The following is an 18552-nucleotide window of genomic DNA, read 5'->3' as shown; positions in this document are numbered from 1 at the left end:
ATAAGCATGTGATTTGAACGAAGTCTAAGCGATATTTATATATTTTACCTTGACCTTAAATGCTTTGGGCGCTCAAAATGTTGGCAATTATTCACAAAGGCAGTTTTTAGGACTGATTTAGAGCAATGAGCCAGCAAGACGACATTGAATACCAACTTGATACATTAGCACTTCGTACAGGTCATACGCGCAGTTTTGAAGGTGAGCATGCTGAACCGATGTTTCTAACTTCTTCATTTGTATATGCAAATGCAGCAGAGGCAGCAGCTAAATTCTCTGGGAAAGAGCCCGGTAATATTTATTCTCGCTTTACAAACCCAACAGTCGCAATGTTTGAAAAAAGATTGGCTGCAATGGAAGGTGCTGAACGTGCAGTGGCAACAAGTACGGGTATGGCTGCGATCATGGCGGTGGCGATGTCATTCTTAAAGGCCGGTGATCATGTTGTATGTTCTCGCGCAGTATTTGGTTCAACCGTGGCCTTATTTGAAAAATACATTTCTAAGTTTGGTGTGACTGTCAATTTTGTTGATTTAACAGATTTAGATGCTTGGAAAGCTGCGATCAAACCAGAAACTAAACTACTATTTGTAGAATCTCCGTCAAATCCATTATCGGAAATTGCTGATATTCGCGCATTAGCAGATATCGCGCATGAAAATGATGCCTTACTCGCAATTGATAATAGTTTCTGTACGCCAGTGCTACAACAACCATTAAAATTGGGCGCGGATCTAGTTGTCTATTCAGCGACAAAATATCTAGATGGTCAAGGTCGTGCGTTGGGTGGTGCTGTCGTAGGTAGCCATCAATTACTTGAAGAAGTTTTTGGCTACGTTCGTACAACTGGGCCTTCTATGAGTCCGTTCAATGCTTGGATTTTCCTAAAAGGTTTGGAAACGCTTCGTCTACGTATGAAGGCTCATTCTGAAAGTGCACAAAAGATTGCTGAGTGGCTTCATCAGCACGATAAAATCGAGAAAGTATTCTTTGCTGGCTTAGCGGATCATGTAGGTCATGATTTAGCTAAACAGCAACAAAAAGGTTTTGGTGGTATCGTTTCATTCGTGGTAAAAGGTGGGCGAGAAGCTGCTTGGAAAGTGATTGATCACATTCAATTTATTTCTATTACTGGGAATCTTGGGGATGCAAAATCAACGATTACTCATCCTGCAACGACTACTCATGGTAAATTGTCTGATGAAGCGAAGGCTGCAGCTGGCATTGCAGAAGGTTTAATTCGTCTTTCAGTAGGTTTGGAAGACGTTGATGATATTATTGCAGACATTCAACGTGGTCTTGATTTAGTCTAATTTAAATTTGTTCGGAGTATACAAATGAACATTAATATGCTTATGCAACAAGCACAGCGCATGCAAAAGGAAGTAGAGTCAAACATCAAGAAAGCGAAAGAAGAGCTTGCACAGAAAGAAGTGCATGCTGAAGCTGGTGGTGGTTTGGTAAAAGTGACAATGACTTGCCGTAATGTGGTAAAACGCATTGAAATCAATCCAGAATTGCTTCAAGACGATCCAGATATGATTGAGGATTTGATTGCAGCTGCTATGAATGACGCTGCACGCCAAGCCGAAGCGATTTCAGAAGAAACAATGAAGTCTGCAAATAGTGGTATGGGATTACCTCCTGGCTTGTCAGGTTTATTTTAAGGATATTGCCGAGTGTTCAGCGAACGGTTTGACCAACTCGTCCAAGCACTGCGAATTTTACCAAGCGTTGGGCCTAAGTCGGCTCAGCGCATGGCGTTGCATTTGATCATGAAGAATAAGCAAGGTGCTTTGGCATTATCTGAAGCACTTAGCGATGCCGCTGATCATATCCATGAATGTTCTATTTGCCACTCATTGACCGAGAATGAGGTGTGTGACATTTGTCTGTCGCAAGACCGAGATGATACCTTGCTCTGTGTGGTTGAATCTCCTGCAGACGTGATGGCTATTGAGCAAAGTGGAAGTTTCAGAGGCAAATATCATGTATTGGGGGGGCATTTATCTCCTTTAGATGGTATAGGGCCTGAAGAGGTTGGCATACCTGCATTAGTTCAACGCTTAGCTGAAGGTCAGGTAGCAGAGGTTATTCTCGCTACCAATGCAACGGTTGAAGGACAGGCTACGGCACATTATCTGGTAGAAGCTACACGTCATTTGAATATCAAAATGACACGTATTGCTCAAGGTGTACCACAAGGGGGTGAGCTTGAGTATGTCGATAGTCACACCTTAAGCCAAGCAGTTCATAATCGTATGCAAATGAAATAAGCACAAATTGTGCTTATTTTTTTGATTAGAGAAATATCACTTCTCTGAATTGTTTTTTAGTCGAAAAAAATATTAAATTTTTCATGTTTTATAACTATTTACAGCGTATACATAGATTTGCTTGACGCTTTAATTGAAAATTTATATTTAAAATTGATAATTTAAGCTAAAATACATTTCGATACCAATCTAGCACATTGTTTTTTATGATGTTTCAATTTATCCAAGAGCAAAAAGAACTCGAGCATGTTTTGACACTAATGAGTCAACAAGATGTTTATGGTTTAGATACTGAATTTATCAAAGTTGATACACTATGGCCAAAATTGGGTGTCTTGCAAATCAATGTCGCAGATCAGGTGTTTTTATTAGACGGTACACGTCTAGATTTTTCGAGTTTCTGGCCTAAAGTTTTTGCTGCAAAGCAAAATATTTTCCATGCTTGTGGTGAAGATATTGATCTGATTTACCATTATTCAAAAGGCAATCATCTTAATAATGTATTTGATACTCAGGTGGCTTTGTCTTTTCTCGGACACGGATTACAGGTCAGTTATCAAAATGCTCTCAAAGAAATTTTAAATATAGAAATTGATAAAGATCAAACACGTTCAGATTGGCTTGCACGTCCTTTAACTGAAGAGCAAAAAGCATACGCAGCGAATGATGTCTTATATATTATGAATTTAGCCGATGCACTAAAAAATGAATTAGAGAAAAAAGGGCATTATCAGTATGTGCTAGAGGACTGTAAGAGCCTCACGCTTGAGATTGCGACAGAAACGCCGAAAGAGAAACTATACGAAGATGTCGGAAATTATAGACACTCTCGAAAGCAGTTAATGCAGCTACAATTGCTCAGTGTTTGGCGTGAAGAAATGGTGAAGGCTTTAAATCAGCCTCGAAGCTTTATTCTGAAAAATGCCACTATGATTGATTTGGTGGAAAAAAATCCAAAAAATACCTTCCAATTATCCCAAGTTAAAAATATTCGTCCGAATGTGGTTCGTGAGCACGGTAAAACGATTTTGGATATTATTGCGTTGCTGCCCCCAATGGAAGAATGGCCATTACGAATTGCTCGACCAATTAAACATTCATCCAAAGATATTACCCATGATGTTGATAACATGATTGGTAATCTTGCAGAGGAATTGGTGATTCCTAAAGAAGTGTTAATGCGAAAAAAATGGCTCGGGGCTTTATATCAGCATGTGGTTTTTCATGGCGATGAGCAAGATTTACCTCAATATTTACTCGGTTGGCGTTATGATTTACTGACGAAGCCATTAATTGAGTTGCTTCATAAAGATGCACAATATTTGAGTATGCAAATGAAAGTCAATGAATGACTTCTCTCAAAATTTGATTAAAGAATTACCAGTCATCCTAAACTAGACTGATGCGTTAACAAACGCTAATGTTTCGCCGTTTTTTTTGATGTATGCTTTGCTTTGAGTTTAAAAGGTGTTGTTTGAATCATGTGGTGTGAAATCTACAAATCTAGTAAGAAAGACGAAATGTATATTTACGTTGCGCGTCCTGAACAAGCGGAAAACCAAGAAGCTGTTGATCCGTTATCAGTATTATCTGATGCAATGAAAAATGCATTTGGCCGAGCGACATTTGTGATGTCACTGGAATTACATGCAGAGCGCAAATTAGCACGTGCAAATGTTTTACATGTGATGGATTCAATTCAGACGAAAGGATTCTTTTTACAATTGCCGCCTGAAGGATTGATCAATCCTAATGCGGTAGAGCCAGAGGGACTACGCGGTGCGTGATAATCAAGTTGGAGGATGGGATCAGTTTGTTTCAATGTTGGATTCAATTCCAGAATATAACATTGCAATTACCGTCTATATTCTCGGAACTTTGATTATTCTGTGGTGTTGGTATGGCATAGCGAAACGCCTACCTTCACCTTTAGGTGGAGTGACTTGGATTTTTGTGTTTGCTATTTTGGCAACACCAACGATTTCTGAAGGTCCTAATTCCGCCTTAGCACCTGCAACTTTTGGTTTGATCTTTGGGGTTTTAACAAAAGATTCACCGTTGATCTGGTCCAATTTCTCATTGATTGCCTTTGTTATTGCTTTAGGGTTATTGGCAGGTTATTTTTGGTCTAAGTACGCTTCTAAACAAAAGAATCTAAGACACACATCGTCAGTGAAGACACCACCACTTTAATTATCCAAATAAAAAAATAAGGTTTCATTATGTCTGTTGATGCACATCAATTTACGGGTACAGATCAATATATCGCTACAGATAGTCTCAAGCTTGCTGTGAAGGCCGCTCGAGCGTTGCAAAAGCCTCTTTTAGTGAAGGGTGAGCCAGGTACAGGTAAAACATTATTGGCTGAACAAGTTGCTGAAAGTCTGGGTTTAAAACTGATTACTTGGCATATCAAATCAACGACGAAGGCCCAACAAGGTCTTTATGAATACGATGCCGTTTCAAGATTGCGCGATAGTCAATTGGGCGATGAGCGTGTTTATGATATTAAAAACTATATTAAACCAGGTAAATTGTGGGAAGCATTTACCTCTGAAGAACGTTGCGTTTTATTAATTGATGAAATTGATAAAGCAGATATCGAATTCCCAAATGATTTGCTTCATGAACTAGACAAAATGTCATTCTTTGTTTATGAAACTGGTGAAACAATTACTGCAACACAGCGTCCAATTGTGATCATCACTTCAAATAATGAAAAAGAACTTCCTGATGCTTTTTTACGCCGTTGTTTCTTTCATTATATTGAATTTCCAGATGAACAGACCATGCGTGAAATTATTGCAGTACATTTTCCAAGAATTTCAACGACATTGGTCAGTGAGGCACTTCAGGTCTTCTTTAAGCTTCGCCAAATACCTGGTCTTAAGAAGCCACCTTCAACTTCTGAATTAATTGATTGGTTAAGCTTATTGATGGCTGATGATATGCCTGAAGATATTTTAAGAAACCATGATAAGTCAAAAGCAATTCCACCGCTGTATGGTGCGCTCATCAAAAATGAGCAAGATGTGCAGCTACTTGAGCGCCTCGCATTTATGACTCGTCGATAGGTGATACTATGTTCGTAAGACTGTTTTACACCTTGCGAAAATACGGAATTCCCGTAACGACGCGCGAGCTGATTGATCTGAATCAAGCAATTAGTCTAGGTTTGGTTTTTGCAGATCAAGATGATTTTTATCAGCTTGTGAAGACAGTCATGGTCAAGGATGAGCGTTACTTCGATAAGTATGATCGTGCTATGAAGGATTATTTTCAGGGCATTCAAACCTTTGATGTGGATGATTTGCTCAGTAAAGTTAATCAACTTCCTAAAGAATGGTTTGATTTAGAACTCCTTGAAAAACACTTAACACCAGAGCAACGTGAAGCACTACAAAGAGCAGGTTCTTTAGAAGAGCTTATGAAAATGCTGGAAGAGCGTTTGCGTGAGCAACATAAAAAACACCAAGGTGGTAATCGTATGATTGGCACTGGTGGCACTTCACCGTTTGGAGCTTTTGGTGATCACCCAGAGGGGGTGAGAATTGGAGGGCCGGGACGTAAAAAATCTGCGGTGAAAGTGTGGGAACAACGTAAATACCAAAATCTTGATGATGATCAAATTCTGGGAACACGTCATATGCAAATGGCGTTGCGTCGTCTTAGAAAATTTGCGCGTCAAGGTGCTGAAGAAGAGCTCGATATAGATCAAACGATTCGCGAAACGGCTAAGCAGGGAATTCTTGATGTACAGATGGTGCCAGAGCGTCGTAATCGAATTAAAGTTTTGATGTTGTTCGATGTAGGCGGTTCAATGGATGCCTATATTGCACAATGTGAAAAACTGTTTAGTGCAGCCAAAACAGAATTTAAGACTTTAGAATATTTCTATTTCCATAACTGTCTTTATGATTACGTGTGGAAAGACAATCATCGCCGTACTTCGACAAAAATGAATACCTTAGATTTATTTAATACCTATGGTAAAGATTATCGAGTGATTGTTGTTGGTGATGCAAGTATGGCGCCATACGAATTAAAATCTGCTGGTGGTTCTGTCGAATACATGAATGAAGAGTCGGGGGAAATTTGGTTGCGTCGTTTGCGCCAGCATTATGAAAAGACGGCTTGGTTGAATCCTGAAACTGAGAATTACTGGCATTACACTCAAACGATAGGAATGATCAAAGAAATATTTGAAGATCATATGTATCCAATGACTTTAAAAGGCATTGAAGATATGACTAAATTCCTCTCGCGCTAACTTTTTTAAATTATATTCATCTAAAGGATCTTGATATGAGCTATCAAATCAATGGTGTGGCATTGCCAAATGAAGAAGGTTTTTTTGGTGAATATGGTGGTCAATTCATTCCACCTCATTTAAAAGCAGCAATGGATCAAATCAATGTTGCTTATGAAGAAATTCGTAAAACACCTGAATTTCAAAATGAGCTTTCAGAGCTGTTTGCGCATTATGTAGGTCGTCCAAGTCCTTTATTTCATGCCAAACGACTTTCAGAACAATTGGGCGGTGCTCAAATTTATCTGAAGCGTGAAGATTTGAACCATACAGGTGCGCATAAAATTAACCATTGTTTGGGTGAAGCTTTACTTGCTAAATACATGGGCAAGAAAAAAGTCATTGCTGAAACTGGGGCAGGTCAACATGGTGTCGCATTAGCCACCGCTTGTGCCTTGGTTGGTATCCCGTGTGAAATTCATATGGGTCAAGTTGATATTGAAAAAGAACATCCAAATGTCGTGAAAATGAAAATTTTGGGTGCGAATCTAATTTCAGTCACTCGTGGAACAGCAACATTAAAAGATGCTGTTGATAGTGCTTTCGAAGAGTATTTGAAAGACCCTGATAGCTTTATTTATGCCATCGGATCAGTCGTTGGTCCACATCCATTTCCTAAAATGGTGCGTGATTTCCAAGCAATTATCGGTGATGAAATTAAAGTTCAATCACAAGACAGATTTAACAAATATCCTGATTATATTGTTGCTTGTGTTGGCGGTGGCTCAAATGCAATGGGAGCATTCAGTGCATTCCTTAATGATGATAGTGTGAAATTAATTGGTGTTGAACCAGCAGGACATGGTTTAGATACTGATCAACATTCGGCAACATTAACTTTAGGTAAACCAAGTCAACTTCATGGTATGGCGTGTTATGTGCTGGAAGATGAAAATGGCGAGCCATTACCTGTGCATTCAATTGCTTCTGGATTAGACTATCCTGGTGTGGGGCCTCAACACAGTTTCTTAAAAGATATTGGTCGTGTTGAGTACTCAACAGCAACTGATGAAGAGTGTCTGAATGCATTCATGACTCTATCTCGAGTTGAAGGGATTGTGCCTGCATTAGAAAGTTCACATGCTGTTGCTTGGGCGATACGCGAAGCTCCACAATTGTCCAAAGATACCATTGTGGTGGTGAATTTATCAGGTCGAGGTGATAAAGACTCGGACTATGTGGCAGAAAAATTAGGTTTAAATTAACACATAAAAAAACCAGCTTAGGCTGGTTTTTTTAATTACATTTCTGGTGGTTCTTCATTCAAAGGCGTAAGAATATTTTCAAAGGAGGAAATTGCAATAGGAATGAGCGGCGTTTCAATTGAAAGATCTTGAACAAGTGTTTCAGTCGCTTGTTGAGCTTGTTGAGCTTGTTGAGCTTGTTGAGCTTGTTGAGCTTGAACCATGGTTTTCATAATTTCATCAGCTGGTGCACTTAGTTCGTGTGCTTTTTTGCTGTCATATTTGGTGGCAAGTTCTTTTAAAATTGCGTAAGACAAATAACTCGTAAATGCTGGATTCTCAGATTTAGCCTTGGATGGAAGTAGAGAAACGCAAGCGGCATGAAATAAACCATGTTGTACGTATGTTGCATTGAATGCAGGATCTTTAGCTTTATCAGGATCACCTAAATAACCAATCTTGAAGCCAATTTCAGATGCAGCACAGGCATTGGTTACTTCAGAAGAGGGGTTGCGATAGTCAGCATTTTTTTTGAAATATAGCACTTCTGCGATCGACATCATTTCATCTTGAATTTCTTTGAGTCGGCCATCTAAGTTTGGGACTGCAAAATAATTTTTTAACTTAAATAGCGTTACAGTACCTTCGAGCCATTTTTGGGGTTGTTCTGAATAATTCAAATTTGTATAACAGGCAGAAGTTTGCAGGGCGGCTTCAACAAATTCTTTGTTTTTTCTTGGATTTTTCATATCTTGATCAGCCCCTAAATATCCCATTTTGTAGGCTTTTTCATAGGTATTACATGCAGGCGTGATGAGTGTCTTTTTTTGATATGTTTTTGCTTTTTTTAGCAGCTCTATTTGATTCTTTATCGTTGGTTCAAGTTCAGATGCATAAGTGGAAGCAGTTACAAATAAAGCGGTGTAACACAATAACTTTTTATACATCATCAGTCCTTAGGCAAAAAATTCCATAATGTAATGACTTTACTGATGCTGTTTAAATAGTTCAATGACTCAATAAAAGAAAATCATTGTAAAAGATGACCAATTTCAATCTATTGTTCAAAATTGAGATCATGATTGAATTATCAAAAAAGCCCCCGAGATGGGAGCTTAGCTTTATCCTGAAATATACTGTTGAAGTTGTTCAATCAACACTTTTTGGTCTTCCATCGCGGCTTTAACTAAGTCACCAATAGATACAATTCCGACGAGTCTATCGTCTTCTAATACTGGCAGATGGCGAATATGACGTTCTGTCATTAAATCTAAACACTCATCTACGGTGTTGCTTTTACTTACAGATAAAACCGTACCAGTCATAATTTCTGAGACTGTAGTTAAGTCAGATGTACGTTGCATAAGTGCAATTTTACGAGTGTAATCCCGTTCAGATAAAATTCCAACAAGTCTTTCATCCTGTACGACAACAACGGCACCAATACCTTTTGTTGCCATTAGTGTGATTGCTTCTAAAACCGTAGCATCAGGTGTGATGGTAGAGATTTCTGAATTGTTTTTATTTTGTAGGACTTGAGCTACTGTTGTCATAAAGTTTCCTCTTATTGGTTATTCATCCATGTATAAGTTAATAACTGAAATCTAAAATCTTTACAATCGTTTTAGTGGAATTTTCTGCTAAATAGAAGGGCTTAAATGATTCTGAAAAAATAGCATCTGCATGTATGGAATAGTGAGCTTAAAGTGGCGATCTCGATGATTGCACAGGGCAGGTGTGACTTTTAATCGCGTTAGGGTTGGGAGTAGCGAATTTTTAAAATCATCAGGCGTTATTTTTCGAGGCTGATAGTGCGGCCAGTGAATTTTTGCATAATGTAAAGCCTGCACTGAATTGAGCCAGAAGGGGAATATGTATTCTTGATTGATTGATCGAATGGCCCAACCTTGATGTTCTGGATTGTACAGTCCCCACAGTACTCCACAATACATCATGGTTTTAAGGATATTAACTTTGAGTAAAAAATGCTTTGAATTTGGTTGCAACTGTACAAAGGTGTTCATGATCGTTCAATGATTCATTACCAATGATGATAAGTTCAGTCTAATGTTTTTTTCTTAAAGTTTAGTTGCATTAATTTAAAGTTTGGTAAGCAAATATGTAATGAAAAAGCTAAAAAAAACGCCACGAATGTGACGTTTATTTATGCTTGCATTGTGGCCATGTTTTGCCAATACTGTGCTTTCAAAGAATCACGTTCTACACGGAAACCTTGAAGATAGAGTTCAGCTAGAAACATCGCTGCTTTACCGTGACCCGCACGTGCTGCATTCTCAAGTTCTGAAACTGCGTCTGTAAAATTCATTTCAAATTGAATGGTATTTACAGCATTCGAATACATATGTTCGAGGTCTTGTTGAGAGAATTGTTTAATCATATAAAACTCCTTATTCTAATTATGATTAGTACTACAGTTATAAAGACCTAAATTAGGTCAAAATGGAATATAACAAAGTAATATTAAACTAATATTACAATTTGTGTTAATTGTCAAATAAATTTTCAAGATAAATCTTTTAAAAAATACTTACATGATTAAACTTTAATCATTTTATATTGGGTTTATGATAAAACTGTAAATAACTATAAAGGAGAATGACTTATGACTAATACCATTGATGGTTTCACATTTGGCAATCCACCAGAGCCATCCGATATTATTGCGCTTGCACATCATCATAAAAAACAACTTGATGAAGCAATTTTTCATCAAGAAATCCATTTAGGTCACTACTGTTTAGAGCAGCGTAAACGTGTGCATGATTATACGCAGACGCTTGATCCTGCAGCAAAAGCTGAATTTTATCGCTACTATGACGGCGAATTAAAACGTATCGCCGTCATTGACGAAGAACACCCTGATGATGCTGAAGGTGGTTTAAGTGTTTTCACTATTTTTATCGTACTCGCGTTGATCGCTGCTATCTTATATTTTGGTGTTGTTCAGAATGTTGTATCTTAAAGGTGAATAAGCGCCATTTTTTGCATAATGGTTCTTGTTTAAATCAACGTTAACACTATATTTTTAAAGCATCTCGGATTACACTTAAGCTAATCCGAGGTTGTACATGCTCCATTTAAAAAAAATTTCGTCTGATCTTTTCTCACAATTAAATATTGAGCAGATTCAAAATGCTTTCATCATAGGCATTGTACTTTTTATTCTTATTGTCTCTAGTATTGCACTGAATCGTCCAATTAATTCATCCCACTTTGAACAAGTTCAAGCGCTCGCGGCTCAAAATCGTTTAGAGCGAACGCATGAAATGGCAAATTTATTACTTGCCAAACCTAAGATTAAAAATATTGAATTTTATCGTTTGCTGAATGCTTATCGTATCGAGAATGCTCATATAAAAATTTATCCAGGGATTGAAAAGTTGGATTAGTTTTCAATCTTATTCAGATTGAGCCCAAGATTTTGATTCAGTATTTCTTCGATCTCCTTGGCAGTGACACGGTCAGAGACAGCAATAACAGTCATTTGATCGGGGTGTAAATGTTTTTGTATTGCATTTTGAATATCTTGGCGAGTTAATTTTCGAATCTGCTCCTGATACTCATTTAGATAATTGGAATTAAGTCTGTAAAAACCAATCGATGCGATTTGGGCATTAATATTTGCATTGCTATTTAAGGTCATCGGAAAAGACCGAAGAATACTTTCTTTATTTTCTTTAAGTAAAGAGTCAGTAATAGGCTGTTTTTTGAAGTCAATGAATACTTGATGTGCGAGCTTTAAGCTTTCGAGCAATTGGTCTTGTTGTGTCGCATATCCAAAATTAAAAACGCCAGGTACCTGTGGTGTAGTCAGCGTACTCGATGCGCTATAGGTGAGTCCTCGTTTAATTCGTAACTCTTTTGATAAGATTGAATTAAAACTCCCACCACCAAACATTCTGTTGGCAACTTCCAAAGCGGCACGATCTGGATGTGTTCGCTCTAAAGATAAATGACCCAATAATGCATGTGCCTGTAGGCTTTCGCGTTTTAGTACTGAAATTTTAAAACCTGATTCACTGACGGGAGTTGGAAGGTCAGGCTGCCTTTGCCCTTGTGGTAAATTGATACTGATCAGTTCCGAGATCTGTTGAGCTTGATCTTGAGTGAGTTGTCCTGTAATTGCTATATTGGAATTTTGAGCGACAAGCAATCGATCTCTAAATTCTTTGAGTAATTCAGGCGTAATCTTTTTTAAACTACCGACTGTCCCAGCTGTTGGTTGAGCATATGGATGATCCGCATACAGCATACGGTACAGTTGTATTGACATTAGTCTGGATGGATTCTCTTGAAGTTGTTTTTGCCCAATTTGAGTATTACTGAGCGCGAGATTAATGCCTGATTGTTTAAAGGTGGCATGCTTGATTAAATGCAGTAGTAAGTTCAGTGCAGGGTCAAATTTTTCAGGATCATTTAACACTCTTAGTCGAACAACAAACATATCACGATAGGCGTTGAAAGAATATTTGGCGCCTAATCCCTCAAATGTGGTGGTAATCTGTTTTGCACTGAGCTGATCTGTTCCTTCAAGCATAAGGCGAGCTGCCATATTGGATATACCGTAAAGTCCTTGACCAATGACTTCATCTCGTGCAGAACCAGCATTGAATGTAATTTGAATGTCGACCATCGGAAGATCATTCGTTTCGACAAATAAGGTTCGTACATTCAAAGAGTTTTTAAGTTCTTGAACAAAAGGCGCTTTATAATTTTGGGAAGATTTTGTGATCTCTTTTAAGCTTAATAAGTTTTTAATCGAGCTTAGACCACTGGGATCTTCTTCGATGATTTGTTCAATCGGTTCAGCTTCTATAAGTTCCTCCGCATGCGACAGTGAACTTAATATGGCACTACACAAGACACTCGTTAAAAATAGAGAAGATAAATAATTCATAAAACGCCTAGTTATTGTTTTTCTGTTCAGGATAAAGATGTAAAACGCTTAAATTGTCACGATTAAAATAAATATTGGCAATGCGTTGTAAATCGTGCGGTGTGACTTTATCGAAGTACTCAGGGAGTTGATCAATCATGCGATAGTCTAGATCATTGATGCTGAGCAAACCAATGAGTCGAGCTTGCCCAATAATATCATCTTGGCTATACACTAAATTGGAAATGAAATTCGCCTTGACCCGATTGAGTTCTTTTTCATTGACTAATTCTGATTTGAATAAATCTAGTTCCTGCTGTATGCGTTTTTGCGCTTGCTCAAGACTGATACCCTCAGCAGGTATGGCAGAGATTAAAAATAGGCTATCCCCACGATTATATGGATCATAACTCACATTAATTGAGGTCAGAATTCGTTTATCTCGGATCAGTCTCTCTTGTAGACGTGCTGAAATTCCACCGTCCAATAGATTTTGAATAATGGTTAAAGCGTAGGCGTCTTGAGGGTTTTTTGCTGTTTTAATGGAATTGACATTCCAAGACATAAACAAGTTGGGTACATGTACAGCCTGATATTGCTCCATGAAGCGATATCCAATTCTTGAAAATTCAAGCACATCATTTCGTTCAGGAACGGATTTTTTTGGAATCTTATTAAAATATTTTTTGACTTCTCGAATGGTTTGTTCAGGATCTACATCCCCAATAATGACCAATGTTGCATTATTCGGCGCGTACCAAGTTTCGTACCATTGTTTTAAATCATTCAATTGAATGTTATTCAGATTTTTCATTAAGCCAATCACTGGTTGGCGATAATGACTGGTTGGGTATGCAATCCATTTAAATCTTTCAAAAGCAAGGTTGCGAGGATTGTCCTCTGTTCGTTGCCGTCGTTCAGCCATTACGACTTTAATTTCGGGTTCGAAATCTTCTTGGCGCAGAACTAAATTTTGCATTCGATCTGCTTCTAACTCTAATGCCAGTGGAAGATATTTTTTAGGATAGAATTGATAGTAATTGGTGTAATTTGTGGATGTGAATGCATTCACACTACCACCATAAATTCGACTAAGGCGTGTGAATTCATCATTCGGTACTTTTTTAGTGCCTTTGAACATCATATGTTCTAGAACGTGTGAAATGCCGAGTAAATTCCCTGACTCGTCACTACTGCCGACGGCATACCAAATTTGGCTAATTACTACAGGTGCGCGGTGATCTTCTCTAATAATGACTCTTAAACCATTACCCAGTGTTGTTTCGACGGTGTTTCGAGAGAGTTGAGCAGTTTGCTGATTTGCAAATGTCATCATCGGTGCTGATGTAATCGCAGCAATGATGATTGTCTGTTTGAAAATGAGTTGCAGAGAGAATTTGAGCCGGCTGAGAGACACAATTAATCCGAATAATGACTTTAAAATTATTCTTGATGATGTCGTATATTTATTCAAGATTGAACTGTTGCAATTTGGTTGATCGTTTTAAAAGTAATTGCAGATCGTGAATTTAAAGCAATCTATGCTAAACTCCATTCTTTTAATCGCAATGCTTTTCAAGGAATCGGCATGCAAGAACAGCAAAATAAATTCTTGATTGATGCGGATATTGGTGATGACGATGTCACCTTACCGAGCCTCCCGGCCGTTAATGTGCCTATTATCGAAAACAATGAAGTAGAAAAGCTGGAAACGGTGCCGGCCGTTGAAGAAACAAAACCGAAAGGTGGTTTCTTCAGTCGTATGAAAGAAGGCTTATCAAAATCTCGTAAAAATTTAGCTGATGGAATGATGAATATTCTAGTCGGTGGTAAAGAGATTGATGATGAGCTGCTCGAAGAAGTTGAAGAGCAATTATTAGTCGCAGATATCGGGGTAGAGGCGACGAAAACAATTATTGCCAATTTGACTGAAAGAACTGCGCGTGGCGATTTGATCTACTCTCATTCTCTCTATAAAGCTCTTCAAGAAGAATTAGTTGCTTTATTAGCACCACGTGTCAAACCGTTACATATCGATCCGAATAAAAATCCCTATGTGATTTTGGTTGTAGGTGTAAATGGTGTAGGTAAGACAACCACGATTGGTAAACTCGCAAAACGATTGCAAGGTGAAGGTAAAAAAGTCATGCTCGCGGCAGGCGATACTTTCCGTGCTGCGGCGACTGAACAGCTACAAATTTGGGGTGAACGTAACGATATTCATGTCGTTGCACAAGGTCATGGTGCAGACAGTGCTTCTGTAATTTTTGATGCTTTTGAAAGTGCACGAGCGAAAGGGATCGATGTATTGATTGCAGATACCGCAGGACGTTTGCATAACAAAGGTCACTTGATGGAAGAGCTCAAAAAAGTAAAACGTGTTATGCAGAAAATTGATGCGACTGCACCGCACGAAGTGATGCTTGTTGTGGATGCTGGCACAGGACAGAACGCGATTAACCAAGTTGAAATGTTTGATGAAGCTGTAGGTTTAACGGGTCTTACTATTACCAAATTGGATGGTACTGCAAAGGGTGGTGTGCTATTTAACATTGCGAGCCGTACACATGTGCCAATCCGATTTATTGGTGTAGGTGAAAAGATTGATGATTTGAGACCGTTCTCAGCAAAATCATTTGTCGCTGCATTATTCGATAACGAAAAATAATTATTCTTGGGTTAATTTAAAAAGCTCCTTATACGGAGCTTTTTTTATAAATACCTAAAATTCATAAAGTTAATCAAATATGAGAAAGCCGAATCTTTTGACTCAATACATTAAATACGCAATTTGTTCCAAAAATAGAACACTTTGTTATAAAGATAAGGCTGAAAAGGTTTCGTAATATGAATAAGATAGCATCATCGTTAGCACACAATGAATGTTAAAAATAAGGAATAAGTTATGTCTTTTCTAAATCAAATTAAAAATCGCCGTACCATCTATTCAATTGGTAAGAATGTTTCTTTAGACAATACTCAGATTGAAGAAACCATTAAAGAAGCGGTACGTCAAAGTCCATCGTCATTTAACTCACAGACATCACGTGTTGTAACACTTTTTGGTGAGTCACATGACAAATTTTGGAATATCGTTTTAGAAACTTTACGTAAAATTGTTCCTGCAGAAGCATTTGAGGGAACTCAAAATAAGATCAATAGCTTTAAAGCGGGTCATGCAACTGTATTGTTTTATGAAGATCAAGATACGGTGAAAGGTTTACAAGAGCAATTCCCACTTTATGCTGAGAATTTCCCAATCTGGTCTGAACATTCAACAGCTATTGCTCAATTTGCGGTTTGGACTGCATTGTCAGAAAAAAATATTGGAGCATCATTACAACATTACAATCCAATTGTGGATGAAGAAGTGGCTTCAACATTTGAAATTCCAGCTTCTTGGAAACTTCGTGCTCAGCTTGTGCTCGGTTCAATCGAAGCGCCTGCAGGAGATAAAACGTTTATTGATGACGAAATTCGTTTTAAAACTTTTAATTAATCCAAATCATATAAAGGCACTTCGGTGCCTTTTTTTATGACGAGTTCTGTCATTAAATTGTCATCGCTTGGTAGCATAGTAGTCATATCTAACAATCTAATATTGAGTTATTTATGAAATTAAAAATTGCTTCTGCATTGATATTTACGGGGTTGAGCAGTCAAATTTTTGCAGCGGCGACCTTGGTGGTTCCAGAGGAACTGGTCGTAATTTCAGTGAATAATCAAGAGGTTAAATCAGGACTATTTAAATCAAAAAAACAATACCAAATTGATGCGAATCAACCTTTGGTGAATGTTCGATATAATCAATACTTTGAACTACCTTTAAATAATCATGAGATCGTAAAGTCGGATATTCTTACTTTGAAATTGCCAACCCTAGAGGATAATAAGTCATACAAATTGGATTTAAGTCATCCACCACGAGATTTGGACCAAGCAAAAACATTCGCCAAAAATCCTCAATTGGCAATTTATAATCAAAATAATCAACTCATTTCGAATAATCTGATTGTTCAAATGACCTCGCAAAGTTTGCTAGGCGGTACGATCAATCAGATATTGCATAATGAGCCACAAGCTAGCCCAATGACCAAGTCAAGTTCATCATCAATAAATACTCAAACAGTGGAACAAGCAGACATTAAAAATACAAATTCAAATACTCATGATGGTCAGACGTTGATTGAAGTATGGAAAAATTCTTCAAAGCAGGAACGTCAAAAATTTATGACTTGGCTTGCAACGCAATAAAATCATTTAATATTTCATAAACAGATAAAAAAAAGCCCTCATAGAGGGCTTTTTTATGAATTAAGTGAACAGCCAAGTATAGTAACCATAAATCATCAATGGCCATGCTACAAATGGACTAAATAAATACTTCCATATCCAATAACGTGGTATAAACCCTACGCCATGGATAAATCCACCAGATATTCCTACCATAATCAGCATCATGGCACGATGACTGTAATTACCACTTGCATCCAACATCAGACTTGGGTGGATGAGTAATATGGTAGCGAGAGGCAATGCCATCAGAAATGAAATGATCATTGCGAATGAGTATTTACGTTTTTCATAATTCGACATTGCAAGCTCACTCATTTCATTCACCGTCTAAGTCTTGATGTTGTTCCATGTAAATGGCTGCAAGTACACTCGCGAAACATGCCATTAACACACCTAGAATCCATGCAAAGTACCACATAATTTTCTCCTAACAGTGATTCAGTTTTAATACAGACTATGTGTGTGGTCTTGAATATGTTTCTTGGTGATCACACCCCACATTTTGTAGTAACACCAAGTGGTGTATGCCAAGATCAGTGGAACAAAAATACACGCAGCAACAGTCATTACTGAAAGCGTCATTTGGCTAGATACTGCATCCCACATCGTCAAGCTAATGTTTGGATGAATACTAGATGGCATCAGGAATGGGAATAGGGCAAAACCAGCAGTGAGAATTGTGCCAATCACAGCGAACGATGTACCCAGAAAACTAAGTCCCGCTTTATTTTTAGACGATGCTAAAACCACAATTATTCCTCCGATAATCGCCATTACCGGTGCTAATATTGTGATTGGATAAATAGAATAATTGTTCATCCAGCCATGATTGGCATCAGTAAGTACTTCTTTAGCAAGTGGATTAGCTACACCACTCGTATCATAAGGGGTTACAAGCGTATAGCCTTCGATATTGCCGAAATACAACCAAGCACCAGCACCAAGAAAACAGATGAGAAAAAGAATACCCATATATCGTGTAGCTTGAGCAGAGCGTGTTCTTAATGCACCTTCAGTGCGTAGCATTAACCATGCACCACCATGCGCAGCAAGCATCGTCAAACTGACCAATCCACAGACCAAGGCAAATGGATTTAAAAGAGCAAAGAAGCTTCCTGTGTAAGTTGAACGAACAGTTTCATCAAGTGTAAAGGGTACACCAAGGAACATATTGCCAAAAGCAACACCAAAAACGAGTGCTGGTACTGCACCGCCAATACATAAGCCCCAATCCCAAGCATTACGCCATTTAGTATTTTCGAGCTTAGAGCGATAGTCAAAACCAACAGGTCTAAGGAATAAAGCAAATAATACGAGTAACAGCGCCCAGTACATACCCGAGAAAGCTGTTGCATATACCATTGGCCAAGCTGCGAAAAGTGCACCACCCGCCGTGATAAACCAAACTTGGTTTCCATCCCAATGTGGTGCAATCGTGTTGATTGCAGCGCGACGCTCTTCGTCGTCCTTTCCAACGAAAGGCATCAGTGCCATAGAGCCCATATCAAATCCATCAGTCAATGCGAATCCAATAAGGAGGACGCCGACCAATACCCACCAAATGATTTTGAGAAGTTCATATTCAATCAT

The 18552-nt window shown here is 38.2% G+C and carries 23 protein-coding genes; 14 read left to right on the top strand and 9 right to left on the bottom strand.

The window, feature by feature from the left end; translation table 11 throughout:
• The first annotated feature begins 125 nt into the window (after positions 1-125).
• The 9 genes from FTV17_RS11910 to trpB all read left to right on the top strand — a co-directional run bounded on the left by FTV17_RS11910 (position 126) and on the right by trpB (position 7790).
• Complete coding sequence (locus tag FTV17_RS11910; RefSeq protein WP_179999797.1) at positions 126-1313, top strand: O-succinylhomoserine sulfhydrylase; 1188 nt, start codon at positions 126-128, stop codon at positions 1311-1313.
• 24 nt (positions 1314-1337) lie between these two features.
• Positions 1338-1667 carry a YbaB/EbfC family nucleoid-associated protein gene (locus FTV17_RS11905; RefSeq protein WP_035266548.1) on the top strand — a complete coding sequence of 110 codons (330 nt, stop codon included), beginning with the start codon at positions 1338-1340 and terminating at the stop codon, positions 1665-1667.
• A 12-nt stretch (positions 1668-1679) separates the two neighbouring features.
• A complete protein-coding gene (gene recR, locus FTV17_RS11900) occupies positions 1680-2276 on the top strand; it encodes a recombination mediator RecR (protein ID WP_092768447.1) in 597 nt (198 codons plus the stop codon).
• A gap of 209 nt (positions 2277-2485) precedes the next feature.
• On the top strand, positions 2486-3628 hold the full coding sequence (locus FTV17_RS11895) for an HRDC domain-containing protein (RefSeq protein ID WP_035266550.1): 1143 nt from the start codon (positions 2486-2488) through the stop codon (positions 3626-3628).
• 129 nt (positions 3629-3757) lie between these two features.
• Positions 3758-4063 (top strand): YcgL domain-containing protein, encoded by a 306-nt coding sequence (locus FTV17_RS11890; protein ID WP_035266558.1) that lies wholly within the window; start codon positions 3758-3760, stop codon positions 4061-4063.
• Positions 4064-4097: 34 nt separating this feature from the next.
• Positions 4098-4469: a hypothetical protein gene (locus FTV17_RS11885; protein WP_179999818.1), complete on the top strand. Its 372-nt coding sequence runs from the start codon at positions 4098-4100 to the stop codon at positions 4467-4469.
• Positions 4470-4498: 29 nt separating this feature from the next.
• Complete coding sequence (locus tag FTV17_RS11880; protein WP_035266560.1) at positions 4499-5350, top strand: MoxR family ATPase; 852 nt, start codon at positions 4499-4501, stop codon at positions 5348-5350.
• An 8-nt stretch (positions 5351-5358) separates the two neighbouring features.
• Complete coding sequence (locus FTV17_RS11875; protein ID WP_092768443.1) at positions 5359-6546, top strand: VWA domain-containing protein; 1188 nt, start codon at positions 5359-5361, stop codon at positions 6544-6546.
• A 35-nt stretch (positions 6547-6581) separates the two neighbouring features.
• Entirely contained in the window at positions 6582-7790 is a 1209-nt protein-coding gene (gene trpB / locus FTV17_RS11870; RefSeq protein ID WP_179999795.1) for a tryptophan synthase subunit beta, read from the top strand.
• A gap of 35 nt (positions 7791-7825) precedes the next feature.
• Here the strand turns inward: trpB and FTV17_RS11865 are convergent, their stop codons facing one another.
• The 4 genes from FTV17_RS11865 to FTV17_RS11850 form a co-directional block, all read right to left on the bottom strand.
• Positions 7826-8716, bottom strand: coding sequence for a hypothetical protein (locus tag FTV17_RS11865; RefSeq protein WP_179999793.1), 891 nt, complete (start codon positions 8714-8716; stop codon positions 7826-7828).
• Positions 8717-8890: 174 nt separating this feature from the next.
• Positions 8891-9322, bottom strand: coding sequence for a CBS domain-containing protein (locus tag FTV17_RS11860; protein ID WP_035266567.1), 432 nt, complete (start codon positions 9320-9322; stop codon positions 8891-8893).
• Between the two features lie 87 nt (positions 9323-9409).
• Positions 9410-9793, bottom strand: coding sequence for a DUF2750 domain-containing protein (locus FTV17_RS11855; protein ID WP_179999791.1), 384 nt, complete (start codon positions 9791-9793; stop codon positions 9410-9412).
• Between the two features lie 140 nt (positions 9794-9933).
• Complete coding sequence (locus FTV17_RS11850; protein ID WP_035266572.1) at positions 9934-10167, bottom strand: hypothetical protein; 234 nt, start codon at positions 10165-10167, stop codon at positions 9934-9936.
• 225 nt (positions 10168-10392) lie between these two features.
• Between FTV17_RS11850 and FTV17_RS11845 the strand changes: the two genes are divergently transcribed.
• On the top strand, positions 10393-10752 hold the full coding sequence (locus tag FTV17_RS11845) for a hypothetical protein (RefSeq protein WP_179999789.1): 360 nt from the start codon (positions 10393-10395) through the stop codon (positions 10750-10752).
• Positions 10753-10858: 106 nt separating this feature from the next.
• On the top strand, positions 10859-11179 hold the full coding sequence (locus FTV17_RS11840; RefSeq protein WP_179999787.1) for a hypothetical protein: 321 nt from the start codon (positions 10859-10861) through the stop codon (positions 11177-11179).
• Here FTV17_RS11840 and FTV17_RS11835 read toward each other — a convergent pair.
• Both FTV17_RS11835 and FTV17_RS11830 read right to left on the bottom strand, forming a co-directional pair.
• On the bottom strand, positions 11176-12687 hold the full coding sequence (locus FTV17_RS11835; protein WP_179999785.1) for a pitrilysin family protein: 1512 nt from the start codon (positions 12685-12687) through the stop codon (positions 11176-11178). The two genes, FTV17_RS11840 and FTV17_RS11835, sit on opposite strands and share 4 nt — an antisense overlap.
• 7 nt (positions 12688-12694) lie before the next feature.
• Positions 12695-14002, bottom strand: coding sequence for a pitrilysin family protein (locus FTV17_RS11830; RefSeq protein WP_179999816.1), 1308 nt, complete (start codon positions 14000-14002; stop codon positions 12695-12697).
• 252 nt (positions 14003-14254) lie between these two features.
• On the opposite strand from FTV17_RS11830, the gene ftsY reads away from it, so the two are divergent.
• From ftsY to FTV17_RS11815, 3 genes are all read left to right on the top strand, one after another.
• The gene (ftsY, locus tag FTV17_RS11825; RefSeq protein ID WP_035266635.1) at positions 14255-15334 is read left to right on the top strand and encodes a signal recognition particle-docking protein FtsY; all 1080 of its coding nucleotides are present in this window, start codon (positions 14255-14257) and stop codon (positions 15332-15334) included.
• Positions 15335-15571: 237 nt separating this feature from the next.
• Positions 15572-16165 (top strand): nitroreductase family protein, encoded by a 594-nt coding sequence (locus FTV17_RS11820; RefSeq protein ID WP_179999782.1) that lies wholly within the window; start codon positions 15572-15574, stop codon positions 16163-16165.
• Positions 16166-16278: 113 nt separating this feature from the next.
• Entirely contained in the window at positions 16279-16920 is a 642-nt protein-coding gene (locus FTV17_RS11815) for a DUF2057 family protein (protein WP_179999780.1), read from the top strand.
• Positions 16921-16980: 60 nt separating this feature from the next.
• Here the strand turns inward: FTV17_RS11815 and FTV17_RS11810 are convergent, their stop codons facing one another.
• From FTV17_RS11810 to cydB, 3 genes are read right to left on the bottom strand one after another with little or no spacing between them, the layout of a single operon-like run.
• Positions 16981-17277, bottom strand: coding sequence for a cyd operon YbgE family protein (locus FTV17_RS11810; protein ID WP_179999778.1), 297 nt, complete (start codon positions 17275-17277; stop codon positions 16981-16983).
• A gap of 1 nt (position 17278) precedes the next feature.
• Positions 17279-17380 (bottom strand): cytochrome bd-I oxidase subunit CydX, encoded by a 102-nt coding sequence (gene cydX, locus FTV17_RS11805; protein WP_035266590.1) that lies wholly within the window; start codon positions 17378-17380, stop codon positions 17279-17281.
• Positions 17381-17406: 26 nt separating this feature from the next.
• Complete coding sequence (gene cydB, locus FTV17_RS11800; RefSeq protein WP_179999776.1) at positions 17407-18552, bottom strand: cytochrome d ubiquinol oxidase subunit II; 1146 nt, start codon at positions 18550-18552, stop codon at positions 17407-17409.

The sequence above is a fragment of the Acinetobacter sp. YH12239 genome (assembly GCF_013417635.1).
Classification (GTDB): domain Bacteria; phylum Pseudomonadota; class Gammaproteobacteria; order Pseudomonadales; family Moraxellaceae; genus Acinetobacter.
This window is presented reverse-complemented; position numbering and strand designations above follow the sequence as displayed.